We start from the raw sequence: 15330 nt of genomic DNA on the forward strand, positions 1-15330 counted from the left end.
TGATCAAGCAACGAGCGAGCCAGACCCTTGATGACTGACGCAACACTCCTGAGTTCCAGCTATTCACGTTACGCGGCGCGTGCCGCGGCGGCCCGTCCGCAAATCGTGGCGCAGGTGGCGGCGCTTGCCTCCGCACCCCTCACACGCGAACGGATCGACGCGCGTTTTGAAGCGCTGTGTGCCGACGCAGCCGGCACTGGTCCGTTGAGCGAGGATGCACTCAAACGGGCCTTGCGCCAATTGCGCACTGAGGTATTTTGCGCCGTGATGGAGCGTGACCTGGCGGGCGAGGCGGATGTCGCCGAAGTCACCGGCGCGATGACCGATCTGGCGGAGACGACGATTCAGCGTGCGCTCGCGGTCGCGTCCGCCGAGCTCGAAACGCTCTACGGCGAACCGCGCGGACCCCAGGGCGAGCGGCTCGCGCTCGGTGTAGTCGGAATGGGCAAGCTGGGTGGGCGTGAGCTGAACGTGTCGTCGGATATCGATCTGATCTTCATTTATGAAGAGGACGGTGAGACCGCAGGCGGTCAGCGTTCACCGATCGCGACGCAGGACTTTTTTACGCGGCTGGGTAAGCGCCTGATCGGCGCGTTGGCCGAGGTGACCGCCGACGGTTACGTGTTCCGCGTCGATATGCGCTTGCGGCCGAACGGCGATTCCGGGCCGCTCGTGTGCAGCCTCGGCATGCTCGAAGAGTACTTCTACGTGCAGGGCCGCGAGTGGGAGCGCTATGCGTGGATCAAGGGCCGGCTCGTATCAGAAGGCGCGAGCGACGCGGCGCAACGGCTCCAGAAGCAGCTCGACGCGATCGTCACACCGTTCATCTATCGGCGTTATCTGGACTTCGGCGTGATCAGCGCGATTCGTGCGCTGCACTTGCAGATTCGTCAGGAAGCGCAGCGGCGCGCCTCGATGCGCCCCGACAAGGCCGATGACATCAAGCTGGGCCGCGGCGGCATCCGCGAAATCGAATTTAGCGCTCAGGTCTTTCAACTGATTCGTGGCGGCCAGGATGCCGGCTTCCGGGTGCGCCCGACGCTCGCCGTCTTGCGGCACGCGGCCACGCACGGGCTGCTCGATACCTCGGTCTGCGTGAAGCTTTCACAGGCGTACCGTTTCCTGCGCGAACTCGAGCACCGCCTGCAATACCGCAATGACGCGCAAACTCACGCGATGCCGGTCGATCCTGAGGAGCGTGTGGCGCTCGCGCAAGCCATGGGTTGCGACGACTATGCCGCGTTGATGCTCAAGCTCGACGCGCACCGCGAATTCGTCGAACAACAGTTCGACCAGATTTTCGCCGACAAGGTGAGTGGCCGCGATGGCTGCGGCGCACCGGAAGACGGCGCGGCGGTGTGGATCTGGAGCAGCGCGCTCGCCGACGACAGCGCTGAGGACGCCCTTCGCGCGCGCCTGATCGAACTGGGAGTGCCCGAGCCGGACGAGCTGCTGGCGCGATTGCGCGCGATATGGCAGTCGTCGCGTTACGCGGGGCTCGCCGAGCGTAGCCGCCAGCGCTTCGATATCGTCGCGCAGCGTGCGCTGGAAGCCGCGCGTACCCTGGAGCCGCCCGAACGGCGCGGCGATACGGTGGCGCGCTTCTTCGACCTTCTGGAAGCCGTGAGCCGGCGCGGCGCGTACCTTGCGTTGCTGACGGAGTATCCGCAGGCGCTGCATCGGGTGCTGTCGGTGCTGGGTGGGTCACGTTGGGCCGCCGGCTATCTGATCCGCCACCCGCAATTGCTCGACGAACTTCTCGACGACGAGGCGATGGACAGTCCCTTTGACTGGCCTGAATTCAAGCGCACGCTGCGCTTGCGCCTGGCCGCGGCGGACGGCATCGAGCAACAGATGGACCTGCTGCGCCATGCGCACCAGGCCGAGGTGTTCCGAATCCTGCTGATCGATCTGGCCGGCAGGCTTAGTGTCGAGCATGTGAGCGACCGCCTGTCCGAGCTCGCCGACGCCGTGCTCGACGTCACGCTCGAAGCGGTCTGGAAGCAACTGGCCAAGCGCCACCGTGAGGTGCCGAAGTTTGCGGTGATCGCGTACGGCAAGCTGGGCGGCAAGGAGCTTGGTTACGCCTCCGATCTGGACATCATCTTCCTCTACGACGATCCGGACGATGCCGCCGCGGACGTCTACGCCACCTACACCCGCCGCCTCATTAGCTGGCTGACGACGGCGACCGGCGCGGGCACCTTGTTCGATGTCGACTTGCGGCTACGGCCGAACGGCGAGTCGGGGCTGCTCGTCACCGATCTGGACGCATTCCGCCGTTATCAATTGCGCGAAGGCGACGCCGCGAATACCGCGTGGGTTTGGGAGCATCAGGCATTGAGCCGCGCGCGCTACTGTGCGGGCGACGCCGAAATCGGCGCGAAATTCGAGCAGATTCGCGAACAGGTGCTGACCACGCCGCGCGAGGCCGCTCCGCTCGCGAAGGAAATCGTCGAGATGCGCGAGCGCGTGGAGGCGGGGCATCCGAACCACACGGCGCTGTTCGATCTGAAGCATGATCGCGGCGGCATGGTCGATATCGAATTCACCGTGCAGTATTGGGTGCTGCTGCATGCGGCGAGCGATCCCGAACTGATCCGCAATACCGGCAACATCGCGCTGCTGCGTGAAGTGTCGCGTTTCGGCTTGATGAGTGAGGCGGAGGCGGAGACGGTCGGCGCGGCTTATCGAACCTACCGGAAGTTGCAGCACCAGCTGCGGCTGGACGGGATGGAGAAGGCGCGGGTCGATCCGGCGCTGGTGGTGACGGAGCGGGAGGCGGTGCTGCGGCTTTGGGAGCGGGTGTTTGGTCCAGGCTGACGTTACTAGAAGTGCGAAGCGAGAAGCGCGACGTGCGGGAGGCGTCGCGCAACTCGCGCAGCCCGCCGACCGCGGCTTACGTTCGCAAAGGACCGCGACGATTCCCAGCCAGTGCTCCTACGCCGCCAACATTTCCTTCGCATGCTTGCGGGTAGTCGCGGTGATCTCCAACCCGCCGAGCATCCGCGCGACCTCTTCGACGCGGCTCGCGCGGTCAAGCGACGTCACGCTGCTGACCGTGCCGCCTTTGCCGTTGCCCGACTTCGCCACCTGGAAATGGTGGTCACCGCGCGCGGCGACTTGCGGCAAGTGCGTGACGCACAGCACCTGACGCGCCTGCCCCAGTTGATGCAGCAACCGCCCGACCACTTCGGCGACGCCGCCGCCGATTCCCGTATCCACTTCGTCGAAGATCAGGGTTGGTGTCGGGCTTGCGGCGCTCGCAATGACCGCAAGGGCGAGACTGATCCGCGCCAGTTCCCCGCCTGAGGCGACCTTCGCGAGCGGCCGCAGCGGCACGCCGGCATGACCGGCGACGCGAAATTCGACCTGCTCGAGCCCGTGCGCGCCACCTTCCGGCAACGGCACCAGCGCCACTTCGAAACTGCCGCCTTTCATCGACAGTTCCTGCATGCCGGTGGTCACGGCTGCGCCCAGGGCTTTGCCGGCCTTGGCGCGCGCCTTCGACAGTTTTTTCGCTTCGGCGAGGAAGGCTTCTTTGGCTTTGGCTTCGGCCGCGTGGAGGCTGTCGAGATCGGCGGCGGCGTCGAGCGCGGCAAGCTGCGCTCGACGCGCTTCGTGTTCTTCAGGCAGGGTCTCGGGTTGCAGGCGGAATTTGCGTGCGGCCGAGTGCAGCGCGTCGAGACGCTTTTCGACCTGGGCAAGCCGGTCGGGATCCAGTTCGAGCTTTTGCGCGTAATGGCTGAGCGAATAGGCCGCTTCCTGCAACTGGATCTCGGCCGGTTCCAGCGCCGCCAGCACGTCGTTGAGCGCAGGGTCGATCTCGGCAAGGTCGCGCACTTTCGACACGATCGAGGCGAGGTGCGTGATCATCGCTTCATCCGATTCGGACAGCGCGCCGAGCGCCCCTTGAACGCCGTCGATCAGATTGGCCGAGTGCGACAGGCGCCGGTGCTCGGTGTTGACCTCTTCCCATTCGCCCGGTTGCGGTGAAAGTTTGTCCAGCTCGGTGAGCTGCCAGGCGAGACGCTCGCGCTCCAGTTGCAGCTCGCGGTCGCGCGTTTGCGCATGCTCGATGGCCTGAACCTTGTCGCGCCACGACCGCCATGCACGCGTGACGGCTACCGCGGTTTCCGTGAGGCCGGCGTGGGTGTCGAACAGTTCGCGCTGCGCGTCCGGACGCATCAGCAACTGGTGCGCGTGCTGCCCGTGAATATCCACCAGCATCTCGCCGACTTCGCGCAACTGGGCTAGAGTCGCCGCCGTGCCGTTGATAAACGCGCGCGAGCGGCCGTTCGCGTCCACCACGCGACGCAGCATGACGGTGCCGCCGTGATGGCCGTCGTCGCCGGTCGTGCCGAGCGCCTGCTCGTCGAGCCATTGCTCGACTTGCGTATGTGTCTCGAACTCCGCGGTGATGTCGGCACGGCTCTCGCCGGTGCGCACCACGTTCGCATCGGCGCGGGCGCCGAGCGCCAAGGCCAGCGCGTCGATCAGGATCGACTTGCCGGCGCCTGTTTCGCCTGAGAAAACGGTAAAGCCGCTGTCGAATTCGAGGTCGAGCGCGGCGACGATGACGAAGTCGCGTATCGAGAGGTGGCGAAGCATGGAGGTCGTCTGGTGAGCTTGAGATTCAGGGTTCGGCAGCGGCGTTCGTGTTCCGTTGGCCCGGCGATCCGGCGATCCGGCATTCGGGCCGCTCAGGGCTTGGTATCTTCTTCGTGCGACGGGTATTCGTTCCAATGCAGTTTCTTGCGCAGCGTCGCGAAATGGCTGTAGCCGACCGGGTGCAGCATCGGCACCGTATGACGCGAGCGGCGCACTTCGATCGTGTCGCCCAATTCCAGTGACGTGAACGACTGCATGTCGAAATTGACGTTCACTTCGCGGCCCGAGACAATCTGGATGCTCACCTTCGAGTCGTCCGGCAGCACGATTGGCCGGTTCGACAACGCGTGCGGCGCGATCGGCACCAGCACGATGCCTTGCAATTGCGGATGCAGGATCGGCCCCTGCGAAGACAACGCGTAGGCGGTCGAACCCGTGGGCGTGGCGACGATCAGGCCATCCGAGCGCTGGTTGTACATGAAGCGCCCGTCCACCGAGACATGCAGTTCCGCCATCCCCGAGAAGCCGCTGCGGTTGACCACCACGTCGTTGAAGGCAAGGGCGTGATAGATCGGGGTGCCGTCGCGCATGATGCGCGCTTCGAGCAGCATGCGCTCTTCGCGCTCGAAGTTGCCCGAGAGCATTTGCGGCACGATCTCGCGCATGTCGGAGATCGGAATGTCGGTAATGAAGCCGAGCCTGCCGTGGTTGATGCCGATCAGCGGCGTGCGGTAGGGCGCAAGTTGACGGCCAATGCCTAGCATCGTGCCGTCGCCGCCTAGCACCACAGCAACGTCGGCGCGCGCGCCGATCTCGGCGGGACGCAGCGCCGGGTAGTCGGTGACGCCGATTTCGGCGGCGGTGTCGGCTTCGAATACGACCTCGAAGCCGCGCTTCGCGATGCACGAGGCGAGCGTGGTCAGCGGCTCGCCGATGCCCGGCGTATTGTTGCGCCCGACGAGCGCGACGGTCTTGAACTGGCTGGTCACTTGCATGCCGGCATTACACCATAGGTAGGGCCTGAAAAGAACCGCAGACAGACCCGGTGACGGGCCTGCGCAAACGGGCCGCCAGCGCATTGGACGATTATCGTTAGAATGGTGAAGCCTTGATGACATGCGTCGCCCCGCCAACCGGCGGCGCGATAGTCAAGGGTTGGCGCCGTTAGCGCTCGCTGTAGCCGCATCATTGAGCTAAAATTTTCCGTCATGCTAGATCCACGCGCACAAACCCTCCTCAAAACGCTGATCGAGCGCTACATCGCCGAAGGTCAGCCGGTCGGCTCGCGCACGTTGTCACGCTATTCCGGCCTCGAACTGAGCCCGGCAACGATCCGCAACGTGATGTCCGATCTCGAGGACCTGGGGCTCGTAATCAGTCCGCATACGTCGGCGGGCCGGATCCCGACGCCGCGCGGCTACCGGCTGTTCGTCGATACCATGCTGACGGTGGAATCCGCTGCGGACGAAGAAGCGGTGATGCGTATCGTCAAGACTACGCTGCAGGCGGGCGAACCGCAGAAAGTCGTCGCCGCGGCGGCCAGCGTGCTGTCCAATCTGTCGCAGTTCGCCGGCGTGGTGCTCACGCCGCGCCGCAGCCACGTGTTCAAGCAGATCGAATTCATGCGCCTGTCGGACAAGCGCATCCTGCTGATCATCGTGACGCCCGAGGGCGACGTGCAGAACCGCATCATGGCGACCCAGCGCGACTTTTCGCCGTCGCAGCTGGTGGAAGCCTCCAATTACATCAACGCGCACTTCGCGGGCCTCTCGTTCGACGATGTGCGCCGCCGCCTGCGCGAAGAAATCGACGAATTGCGCGGCGACATGACCACGCTGATGCACGCCGCGGTCACGGCCAGCACGGACGAATCCGACACCGGCGAGACCGTGCTGATTTCCGGCGAGCGCAACCTGCTCGAAGTCGCCGACCTTTCGTCGGACATGGCGCGTTTGCGCAAGCTGTTCGATGTATTCGACCAAAAGACCAGTCTCCTTCAGTTGCTCGACGTGTCGAGTCACGCCGCGGGCGTGCAGATTTTCATTGGCGGCGAGTCGAATCTCGTGCCGATCGAGGAAATGAGCGTCGTCACCGCGCCTTATGAGGTGAACGGCAAGATCGTCGGCACGCTCGGCGTGATCGGGCCGACCCGCATGGCCTACAACCGCGTGATCCCAATCGTGGACATTACCGCGCGGCTGCTTTCTCTTACGCTCAGCCAGCAGTAACCCGCGGTCATCGCTGGCTGCTGCACATCTCATGCTGCAAATGATGCGCGACGGCGCGCGGCTTGCCAATTGGCCGAATGGCCAGGGGTCCCTGGCGGACCGCGCAATGGACCGCGCCGCTATAATGAAATCCATCTGAACCGACTCTCCGCCCAAAGCGGTTATTCCTGCTGCCTATGCGCTTCGACCTCGAGCGGCCATCACAGAACGCTACGTCACACCGTGTCGCCGTGTTGCTGATTAACCTCGGCACGCCCGACGCACCGACGCCGCGTGCGGTCCGGCGCTATCTTGCGCAGTTTCTGTCCGATCCTCGCGTGGTCGAAATTCCGGCGCTGCTCTGGCAGGTGATCCTGCGCGTGTTGATTTTGCCGTTCCGGAGCCCCGCATCAGCGAAGAAGTACGCGGCTGTGTGGATGCCGGAAGGCTCGCCGCTGCGTGTCTTCACAGAGAAGCAGGTGGAGGGTTTGCGCCACCTGCTGCAATTGAACGACTACACGGTGCTGGTCGACTACGCGATGCGCTACGGCACGCCCGGCATTCCGGCCATGCTGAACCAGCTCAAGCTGGCGGGCGCCGAGCGCGTGCTGCTGATGCCCATGTATCCGCAATACTCGTCGTCGACCACGGCCACTGCTTTCGACGACGCCTTTTCGGCCTTGAAGCGTATGCGCAATCAGCCGGAAATCCGCACGGTGCGGCAGTACGCGGATCATCCGGCGTATATTGCTGCGCTCGCCGCTCAGGTGCACCACTACTGGCATCAGCACGGCCGGCCGGATTTCGCGGCGGGCGACAAGCTGGTGCTGAGTTTTCACGGCGTGCCCAAACGCACGATGGATCTCGGCGATCCGTACCACGAGCAATGTCAGCAGACCGGCGCATTGTTGACTCAGGCGTTGGGATTGACGCAGGTCGAATGCCGCGTCACGTTTCAGTCGCGCTTCGGCAAGGCCGAGTGGCTGCAGCCGTACACCGCGCCCACGCTGAAGGAATTGGGCTCGGCGGGCGTGCGGCGTGCCGACGTGTTCTGTCCGGGTTTTACCGCCGACTGCCTTGAAACGATTGAGGAAATCGGCATGGAAGTGCGCGACGAGTTCCTGCAGGCGGGCGGTAAGGAGTTTCATCGGATTCCCTGCCTGAACGCCTCGCAGCCGTGGATCGCGGCGCTTGGCGAAATCGTCGCGCAGAATCTGCAGGGCTGGCCCGTACAAGCGGTGCCGGTGCCGCACACGACCGGGGCTTAAGCAGGCTCATGAATTACAGGATTTCAACCGAACCGGGCGCGAAGCTGCGCATCGACAAATGGCTTTGGGCGGCGCGCTTCTTCAAGACCCGCTCGCTCGCGGCGGATGCCGTCGAAAAAGCGCATGTGCGTATCGGCGGCGCGAGTGTCAAACCGGCCAAGGATGTGCGTGTAGGCGACCTGGTCGAGATCGAAATCGAGCGGATTGTCTGGCAGGTGGAAGTGCTGGGCGTATGCGACGTACGCGGCCCGGCCAGCGTCGCGCAGACGCTTTATGCGGAAACGGAAGAGAGCAAGGTGAAGCGGCAGGTCGAGCAGGAGCGGCGCAAGACATACCGCGAACCGGCCGCCGCTTTGCACGGCAGGCCGACCAAGCGCGACCGGCGCACTATCGACAAACTTTCAGGTGGGGATTGAACAGTTGTTCCATCGTCGCGTGCACACCGCCGTACTCGGTGGTGTGATCGTTGACGGCCCCGGACATGCAGATGGTCGTGGTGCCCGCGATCAGTACCAATGCGACCACCGATATTGCAAAGGTCAGTTTCACGGTACTCCCCTTGGGAAGATTCAGGACGGAAACAGGCGAATCAGGTGGAATTGAAAATTATCGGTAAGGCTTACGTTAGATTAGGGTTAACGTGTCTTTTCCGATGCTTTAGTGGAGCATAGGCCACTTGTTGCGCGCACTCAATCTCAATCTGATTGCGACGCAATAATGGTTGTAACCGGGCATTTCTGCCGCACGTCCGCGGTGTGAAAAGTTCCGGGAGAGGCGCTTGAATTGGGTCTTTCCGGCCCCATCTGGCGTTTCGATACGCGTTAACGTACCAAGTTGTCTGTCGCAATTTTGCAACGCACAAATTGCGACAGCTTTTGACGCGTTGCCGCCACCGATAGCTTTAACTTTTTAACGACTTTCAGCGACATGGAAAACACGCAAGAGAACCCGACGAGCCAGAATCCCACGCCCGCCGACGAAACCGCGCGCCAGGCCGCCGAGGCTGCGGCACCCCAGCAGGACGCGGCTGCAAACGCAGCGTCTGACGCGCCGGCAACCGGCGCCGAAGCCGCGTTGGCCGAAGCCGAAGCGAAGCTTGCCGAGATGCAGGAAAACTTCCTGCGGGCGAAGGCGGAGACTGAGAACGTGCGCCGCCGCGCCCAGGAAGATGTCGCCAAGGCCCACAAGTTCGCGATCGAAAGCTTTGCTGAGCATTTGCTGCCGGTGGTCGACAGCCTTGAAGCAGCGGTTGCCCACTCGTCCGACGACCTGCAAAAGGTCCGCGAAGGCGTCGAGCTCACGCTGCGGCAGCTCTCCGGCGCGCTGGAGAAGGGCCGCGTCGTCGCCTTGAACCCGGTTGGCGAGAAGTTCGACCCGCACCGCCACCAGGCTATTTCGATGGTGCCGGCCGATCAGGAACCGAACACCGTCGTTGCTGTGCTGCAAAAAGGCTTCGTGATCGCCGACCGCGTGCTGCGTCCGGCTCTCGTGACTGTCGCGGCGCCGAAGTAAGCAGCCCAAGCTGCGGCACGGGCCGCAGCAGAAGCCGTTTATCAGCCGGTCCGCCTGACAGGCGCCGTCATGGCCAACATTCCCGTCGACGCCCTGTGGTCATGCTTCACAGCGTGCCCACATGGTTGTTCTTTTACCGAGGCAAGCGGCTCGTCCGGCCAACCGGCTGGCACGGTCTCGGGCGGTTCGAAGCGGCGGTCGCGGTCGCGCGGGGCAAGATCCGCGCGGCCAATGTGGTCGGTAGCACGGCAAAGGGTGGAAAAAGCGGCAAAAGTTCGACCGATTGAAAAAAATTAAAGACCGCATCGTAAAAGAGGTCTTGAAAACGATGCGGACGCACTTATGTTGAGTGCAGGTAGGAATTCAGAGCGGATCGCCGTACCGCCAGATGGGCAAAAACGGCGATTCCCGCAGCGATCAAAGTCAGGAGATTAGTAAAAATGGGCAAAATCATCGGTATCGACCTCGGCACGACCAACTCGTGCGTGGCGATCATGGAAGGCAATTCGGTCAAGGTGATCGAGAACTCGGAAGGTGCGCGCACCACGCCGTCGATCATCGCTTACATGGAAGACGGCGAGATTCTCGTCGGCGCGCCTGCGAAGCGTCAGTCGGTCACGAACCCGAAGAACACGCTGTACGCGGTTAAGCGCCTGATTGGCCGCCGCTTCGAAGAAAAGGAAGTGCAGAAAGACATCGCTCTGATGCCGTACAAGATCATGAAAGCCGATAATGGCGACGCATGGATCGAAGTGCGCGACCAGAAGCTCGCACCGCCGCAAATCTCCGCGGAAACGCTGCGCAAGATGAAGAAGACCGCTGAAGATTATCTCGGCGAGCCGGTCACCGAAGCGGTGATTACGGTTCCCGCGTACTTCAACGACAGCCAGCGTCAGGCAACCAAAGACGCAGGCCGCATCGCCGGTCTGGAAGTCAAGCGGATCATCAACGAACCGACCGCAGCCGCTTTGGCATTCGGTCTGGACAAGGCCGAAAAGGGCGACCGCAAGATCGCGGTGTATGACCTGGGCGGCGGTACGTTTGACGTCTCGATCATCGAAATCGCTGACGTCGACGGCGAAATGCAGTTCGAAGTGCTGTCCACGAACGGCGATACGTTCCTCGGCGGTGAAGACTTCGACCAACGCATCATCGATTACATCATCGGCGAGTTCAAGAAGGAACAAGGCGTCGATCTGTCGAAAGACGTGCTCGCGCTGCAACGCCTGAAGGAATCGGCTGAAAAGGCGAAGATCGAACTGTCGTCGAGCCAGCAAACCGAAATCAACCTGCCGTACATCACGGCCGACGCGTCGGGTCCGAAGCACTTGAACCTGAAGATCACGCGCGCCAAGCTGGAAGCGCTGGTTGAAGAGCTGATCGAACGCACGATCGAACCGTGCCGCATGGCGATCAAGGATGCAGGCGTGAAGGTCGGCGAAATCGACGACGTGATTCTGGTCGGCGGTATGACCCGCATGCCGAAGGTGCAGGAAAAGGTTAAGGAGTTCTTCGGCAAGGATCCGCGTCGTGACGTGAACCCGGACGAAGCTGTCGCCGTTGGCGCCGCGATTCAAGGCCAGGTTCTGTCGGGCGACCGCACGGACGTTCTGCTGCTCGACGTGACCCCGTTGTCGCTCGGCATCGAAACGCTCGGCGGCGTGATGACGAAGATGATCAACAAGAACACCACGATCCCGACCAAGCACGCACAGGTCTACTCGACGGCTGATGACAATCAGGGCGCCGTGACGATCAAGGTGTTCCAGGGCGAACGCGAAATGGCAGCGGGCAACAAGCTGCTCGGCGAGTTCAACCTCGAAGGCATTCCGCCGGCACCGCGCGGCACGCCGCAGATCGAAGTGAGCTTCGACATCGACGCGAACGGCATTCTGCACGTCGGCGCGAAAGACAAGGCGACCGGCAAGGAAAACCGCATCACGATCAAGGCGAACTCGGGTCTGTCCGAAGCCGAAATCGAGAAGATGGTGAAGGACGCCGAAGCGAACGCGGAAGAAGATCACAAGCTGCGTGAGCTGGCCGATGCCCGCAACCAGGGCGACGCGCTGGTCCACAGCACGAAGAAGGCGCTCACCGAATACGGCGACAAGCTGGAAGCCGCTGAGAAGGAAGCGATCGAAACCGCGCTGAAGGACCTCGAAGAAACGCTGAAGAGCGGTTCGAGCGACAAGGCAGCGATCGAAGCCAAGATCGAAGTGGTGGCCACGGCCTCGCAGAAGATGGGCGAGAAGATGTACGCCGACATGCAGGCTGCGCAAGGTGCCGAAGCTGCGGCAGCGGGCGCGGCAGGTGCGGGCGCATCGGCGGGCGGCGCGAGCCACCAGCAGCAGGACGACGTGGTCGACGCCGAGTTCAAGGAAGTGAAGAAGGACTAAAGCCGGGTCGCAATCTGACCGTAAAGCCGCACACAGCGATGTGTGCGGCCTGGCTGCAAAACGGTTTGCTCCCGTCTGGGTGCATGAACCTGCAAAGCGGTTATCGCGCCTGGTGAGCCTTTTTGGGCTCTCCGGGCACATTTGTTTTATGGAGGGCGTTGTTTGAGCCGCGTAAAAACGGCGTGAACGGCGGCCGGACGAGTCGCAAGACTCCAGCATTCAAGAGGAGCCACCGCGTCGCATTGCGCGAGTGGCGTTGAACCGATATGGCGAAACGGGATTACTACGAGGTTCTGGGCGTCGCAAAGAACGCGAGCGACGACGAAATCAAGAAGGCTTATCGCAAGCTTGCGATGAAGCACCACCCCGACCGCAATCCCGGCAACAAGGATGCGGAAGAGCATTTCAAAGAGGTGAAGGAAGCCTATGAAATGCTGTCGGACTCGCAAAAGCGTGCCGCGTACGACCAGTACGGCCACGCGGGCGTCGATCCGAACATGGGCGGCGCGGGTGCGCAGGGCTTCGGCGGTTTTGCCGATGCATTCGGCGATATTTTCGGCGACATCTTCGGCCAGGCGGCCGGCGGTGCCGCACGCGGCGGTGGCGGCCGCGCAGGCCCGCAGGTGTATCGCGGCGCCGATCTGCGCTACAGCATGGAAATCACGCTGGAACAGGCCGCGCATGGCTACGACACGCAGATTCGCGTGCCGAGCTGGGTGTCGTGTGAAATCTGTCACGGCTCGGGCGCGAAGCCCGGCACCAAGCCGGAGACTTGCCCGACCTGTAGCGGTTCGGGTTCGGTGCGGATGTCGCAGGGCTTTTTCAGCATCCAGCAGACCTGCCCGAAGTGTCACGGCACCGGCACCTATATCCCTGAACCGTGCGGACATTGCCACGGCGCGGGCAAGGTGAAGGAAACCAAGACGCTGGAAGTGAAGATACCGGCAGGTATCGACGACGGCATGCGTATCCGCTCAGCCGGCAACGGTGAGCCGGGTATCAATGGCGGTCCGTCGGGCGATCTGTACGTCGAGATTCACATCAAGCAGCACTCGGTGTTCGAGCGCGACGGCGACGACCTGCATTGCCAGATGCCGATTCCGTTTACCACGGCGGCACTCGGCGGCGAAATCGAAGTGCCGACCCTCGCGGGCCGCGCAAGCTTCACGGTGCCGGAAGGTACGCAGTCGGGCAAGACGTTCCGTCTGCGTGGCAAGGGGATCAAGGGGCTGCGTTCGAGCATCGCCGGCGATCTTTACGTGCATGTGCAAGTCGAAACGCCGGTCAAGCTCACCGAGTCGCAGCGCGAGTTGCTTCAGCAATTCGAGAAGGCCCTCGTGGAAGGCGGTGCACGGCATAGCCCGCAGAGCAAGAGCTGGTTCGATCGGGTGAAGAGCTTCTTCGATTAATAGCGGTTTGATGTGGCGGTAAGCATGACGGCAGATGAGCGCGACGCAGTGTTCGCGTTGCTCGACGATTGCGACGCGACGGCGGCGCGCCGTTCGAGTCGTCTGTACACGGGTTTTGTGCATGAACGGGTTTGCGCGGACGCCGCGCAACTCGAAGCCGTGTGCGAGACCGTAGCCGCGGACACACGGCGTGGTTTGCATGCCGTCGTGCTCGCCGACTATGAGTTTGGCCGGCATCTTCTCGACGGCGGCCTTCCTCACCAGGCATTGAAAAAAACGCAGCGTGGCGATGCCACGCTGCGTTTTTTATTGTTCGAACGTTGCGAGAAACTGTCGCGCGGCGAGGTTGACGCGTGGCTCATGGCGCGCGACGGCGGAGCAGCCGAGGCGTCGGTGGCGGGCACGGCGAATGTGCGCGCGAGCGTCGATCCAAAGCAATTCAACGAAGCAATCGAGGCGATCCATGCCGCCCTGCGTGCGGGCGATTCCTATCAGGTCAACTACACGTACCGGCTTGGTTTCGATGTATTCGGCTCGCCGACCGCGCTTTATCGGCGGTTGCGGGCTCGTCAGCCGGTTCCGTACGGTGCGCTGATCGCGTTATCGGGCGGCAACTGGGTGCTATCGTGCTCGCCGGAGCTGTTCATCGAGAAGGAAGGCGCTATGCTGCGCGCCCGTCCGATGAAAGGCACGGCGCCACGCTCGGAAGATCCTGTCGCGGATCGCGGCGCCGCCGATTTCCTCGCGAACGACCCGAAGAATCGCGCCGAAAACGTAATGATCGTCGACCTGTTGCGCAACGATCTGTCGCGGGTGGCGCAGACGGGTTCGGTCAGTGTGCCGGCGCTGTTTTCGGTCGAGCCGTATGCGTCGGTCTGGCAGATGACGTCGACGGTGCATGCGACGTTGCGCGGCAGCACGTCGTTCGCTGGCATCATGCGTGCGCTGTTTCCATGCGGCTCGATCACCGGTGCGCCGAAGCATCGTACGATGCAGTTGATCGAGGCGCTCGAAAGCACGCCGCGTGGCCTCTATACCGGCGCGATCGGCTGGCTCGATGCCACCACAAGCGAAAACGCATGCGGTGACTTCTGCCTGTCCGTCGCGATCCGCACGTTGACCTTAACTCCGACCACACAGCCGAGCGAACTGCAAGGCGAGATGGGTGTCGGCGCAGGCATCGTGCTCGACAGCGTCGCCGCCGACGAATATGCGGAGTGCCAATTGAAGGCCAGCTTTCTGACCGGCGCCGAGCCGGGTTTCGAGCTCTTCGAAACGATGTACGCGACGCGGGAAGAGGGCGTGCGGCATCTGTCGCGCCATCTCGCGCGACTCTCGGCGAGCGCCGCGACGCTGGGTTTCAAACTCGACGACGAAAACGAAATTCGCGCGCAAATCGCGGGGAAATGTGCGGCGTTGCCAACGCAAACGCCGCACCGCATGCGCCTCGCGTTGAGCAAAAACGGCGTGGTACAAATAACAGCAGCAGTGCTGACGCCGCTAGCCGACGCGACGGTCGGCGTGCTGCTCGGGCCGGATCACAATTTCCCCGTGACGGACGCCAACGATCCGCTGCTGCAACACAAAACTACCCGCCGCGCCGAATACGATCGCGGTTGGCGCGAAGCCGAAGCGAAGGGGGCTTTCGACACGCTGTTTTTCAACGAGCGCGGCGAGTTGACCGAAGGCGGCCGGTCGAACGTGTTTGTGAAGCTGGCGGGACGGTGGTGGACGCCGCCATTAGAGTCGGGCGTGCTGCCCGGAATCATGCGAGGTGTGCTGCTGGAGGATGCCGGCCTTCGCGCCGCTGAACGTGTGCTGACTCGAGTCGATGTGCAGAATGCCGAAGCGCTTCTGGTGTGCAACGCACTGCGAGGCGCGGTAAAGGCGCGCGTGCTGGGCTAAGGCAGGGATGGCTACCTGAGAA

General features: G+C 62.9%; 11 protein-coding genes and 1 pseudogene. 9 read left to right on the top strand and 3 right to left on the bottom strand.

Going from position 1 to position 15330, the window contains the following annotated elements:
• Positions 1 to 30 precede the first annotated feature (30 nt).
• Positions 31 to 2823, top strand: a complete 2793-nt coding sequence (gene glnE / locus R8871_RS20695; protein WP_175052132.1) for a bifunctional [glutamate--ammonia ligase]-adenylyl-L-tyrosine phosphorylase/[glutamate--ammonia-ligase] adenylyltransferase — start codon at positions 31 to 33, stop codon at positions 2821 to 2823.
• 117 nt (positions 2824 to 2940) lie between these two features.
• Here glnE and recN read toward each other — a convergent pair whose 3' ends face one another.
• On the bottom strand, positions 2941 to 4611 hold the full coding sequence (recN, locus tag R8871_RS20700) for a DNA repair protein RecN (protein WP_175052133.1): 1671 nt from the start codon (positions 4609 to 4611) through the stop codon (positions 2941 to 2943).
• A 92-nt stretch (positions 4612 to 4703) separates the two neighbouring features.
• On the bottom strand, positions 4704 to 5606 hold the full coding sequence (locus R8871_RS20705) for an NAD kinase (protein ID WP_175052134.1): 903 nt from the start codon (positions 5604 to 5606) through the stop codon (positions 4704 to 4706).
• Positions 5607 to 5819: 213 nt separating this feature from the next.
• Between R8871_RS20705 and hrcA the strand changes: the two genes are divergently transcribed.
• From hrcA to R8871_RS20720, 3 genes are all read left to right on the top strand, one after another.
• Positions 5820 to 6839 (top strand): heat-inducible transcriptional repressor HrcA, encoded by a 1020-nt coding sequence (hrcA, locus tag R8871_RS20710; RefSeq protein WP_054040981.1) that lies wholly within the window; start codon positions 5820 to 5822, stop codon positions 6837 to 6839.
• 176 nt (positions 6840 to 7015) lie between these two features.
• Positions 7016 to 8086 (top strand): ferrochelatase, encoded by a 1071-nt coding sequence (gene hemH / locus R8871_RS20715; protein WP_154565839.1) that lies wholly within the window; start codon positions 7016 to 7018, stop codon positions 8084 to 8086.
• 8 nt (positions 8087 to 8094) lie between these two features.
• Complete coding sequence (locus R8871_RS20720) at positions 8095 to 8502, top strand: RNA-binding S4 domain-containing protein (RefSeq protein ID WP_175052135.1); 408 nt, start codon at positions 8095 to 8097, stop codon at positions 8500 to 8502.
• Here the strand turns inward: R8871_RS20720 and R8871_RS20725 are convergent.
• The gene (locus R8871_RS20725; RefSeq protein WP_012431795.1) at positions 8474 to 8635 is read right to left on the bottom strand and encodes a hypothetical protein; all 162 of its coding nucleotides are present in this window, start codon (positions 8633 to 8635) and stop codon (positions 8474 to 8476) included. The two genes, R8871_RS20720 and R8871_RS20725, sit on opposite strands and share 29 nt — an antisense overlap.
• 378 nt (positions 8636 to 9013) lie before the next feature.
• Between R8871_RS20725 and grpE the strand changes: the two genes are divergently transcribed.
• From grpE to pabB, 5 genes and pseudogenes are all read left to right on the top strand, one after another.
• A complete protein-coding gene (gene grpE / locus R8871_RS20730; protein ID WP_175052136.1) occupies positions 9014 to 9598 on the top strand; it encodes a nucleotide exchange factor GrpE in 585 nt (194 codons plus the stop codon).
• Positions 9599 to 9702: 104 nt separating this feature from the next.
• Positions 9703 to 9885, top strand: a pseudogene (locus R8871_RS38485) (thioredoxin family protein); the annotation flags it as partial.
• A gap of 153 nt (positions 9886 to 10038) precedes the next feature.
• Positions 10039 to 11994: a molecular chaperone DnaK gene (dnaK, locus tag R8871_RS20735; RefSeq protein ID WP_175052137.1), complete on the top strand. Its 1956-nt coding sequence runs from the start codon at positions 10039 to 10041 to the stop codon at positions 11992 to 11994.
• Positions 11995 to 12260: 266 nt separating this feature from the next.
• The gene (dnaJ, locus tag R8871_RS20740; RefSeq protein WP_175052138.1) at positions 12261 to 13403 is read left to right on the top strand and encodes a molecular chaperone DnaJ; all 1143 of its coding nucleotides are present in this window, start codon (positions 12261 to 12263) and stop codon (positions 13401 to 13403) included.
• Positions 13404 to 13427: 24 nt separating this feature from the next.
• Positions 13428 to 15308, top strand: a complete 1881-nt coding sequence (gene pabB, locus R8871_RS20745; RefSeq protein ID WP_175052139.1) for an aminodeoxychorismate synthase component I — start codon at positions 13428 to 13430, stop codon at positions 15306 to 15308.
• The last annotated feature ends 22 nt before the right edge of the window (positions 15309 to 15330 follow it).

The sequence above is a fragment of the Paraburkholderia sediminicola genome (assembly GCF_902859805.1).
Lineage (GTDB): Bacteria > Pseudomonadota > Gammaproteobacteria > Burkholderiales > Burkholderiaceae > Paraburkholderia > Paraburkholderia sediminicola.

Excerpts from the sequence above, each read along its gene's own strand:
- glnE (WP_175052132.1), top strand. The coding sequence starts at position 31 with ATGACTGACGCAACACTCCTGAGTTCCAGCTATTCACGTTACGCGGCG.
- recN (WP_175052133.1), bottom strand. The coding sequence starts at position 4,611 with ATGCTTCGCCACCTCTCGATACGCGACTTCGTCATCGTCGCCGCGCTC.
- R8871_RS20705 (WP_175052134.1), bottom strand. The coding sequence starts at position 5,606 with ATGCAAGTGACCAGCCAGTTCAAGACCGTCGCGCTCGTCGGGCGCAAC.
- hrcA (WP_054040981.1), top strand. The coding sequence starts at position 5,820 with ATGCTAGATCCACGCGCACAAACCCTCCTCAAAACGCTGATCGAGCGC.
- hemH (WP_154565839.1), top strand. The coding sequence starts at position 7,016 with ATGCGCTTCGACCTCGAGCGGCCATCACAGAACGCTACGTCACACCGT.
- R8871_RS20720 (WP_175052135.1), top strand. The coding sequence starts at position 8,095 with ATGAATTACAGGATTTCAACCGAACCGGGCGCGAAGCTGCGCATCGAC.
- grpE (WP_175052136.1), top strand. The coding sequence starts at position 9,014 with ATGGAAAACACGCAAGAGAACCCGACGAGCCAGAATCCCACGCCCGCC.
- dnaK (WP_175052137.1), top strand. The coding sequence starts at position 10,039 with ATGGGCAAAATCATCGGTATCGACCTCGGCACGACCAACTCGTGCGTG.
- dnaJ (WP_175052138.1), top strand. The coding sequence starts at position 12,261 with ATGGCGAAACGGGATTACTACGAGGTTCTGGGCGTCGCAAAGAACGCG.
- pabB (WP_175052139.1), top strand. The coding sequence starts at position 13,428 with ATGACGGCAGATGAGCGCGACGCAGTGTTCGCGTTGCTCGACGATTGC.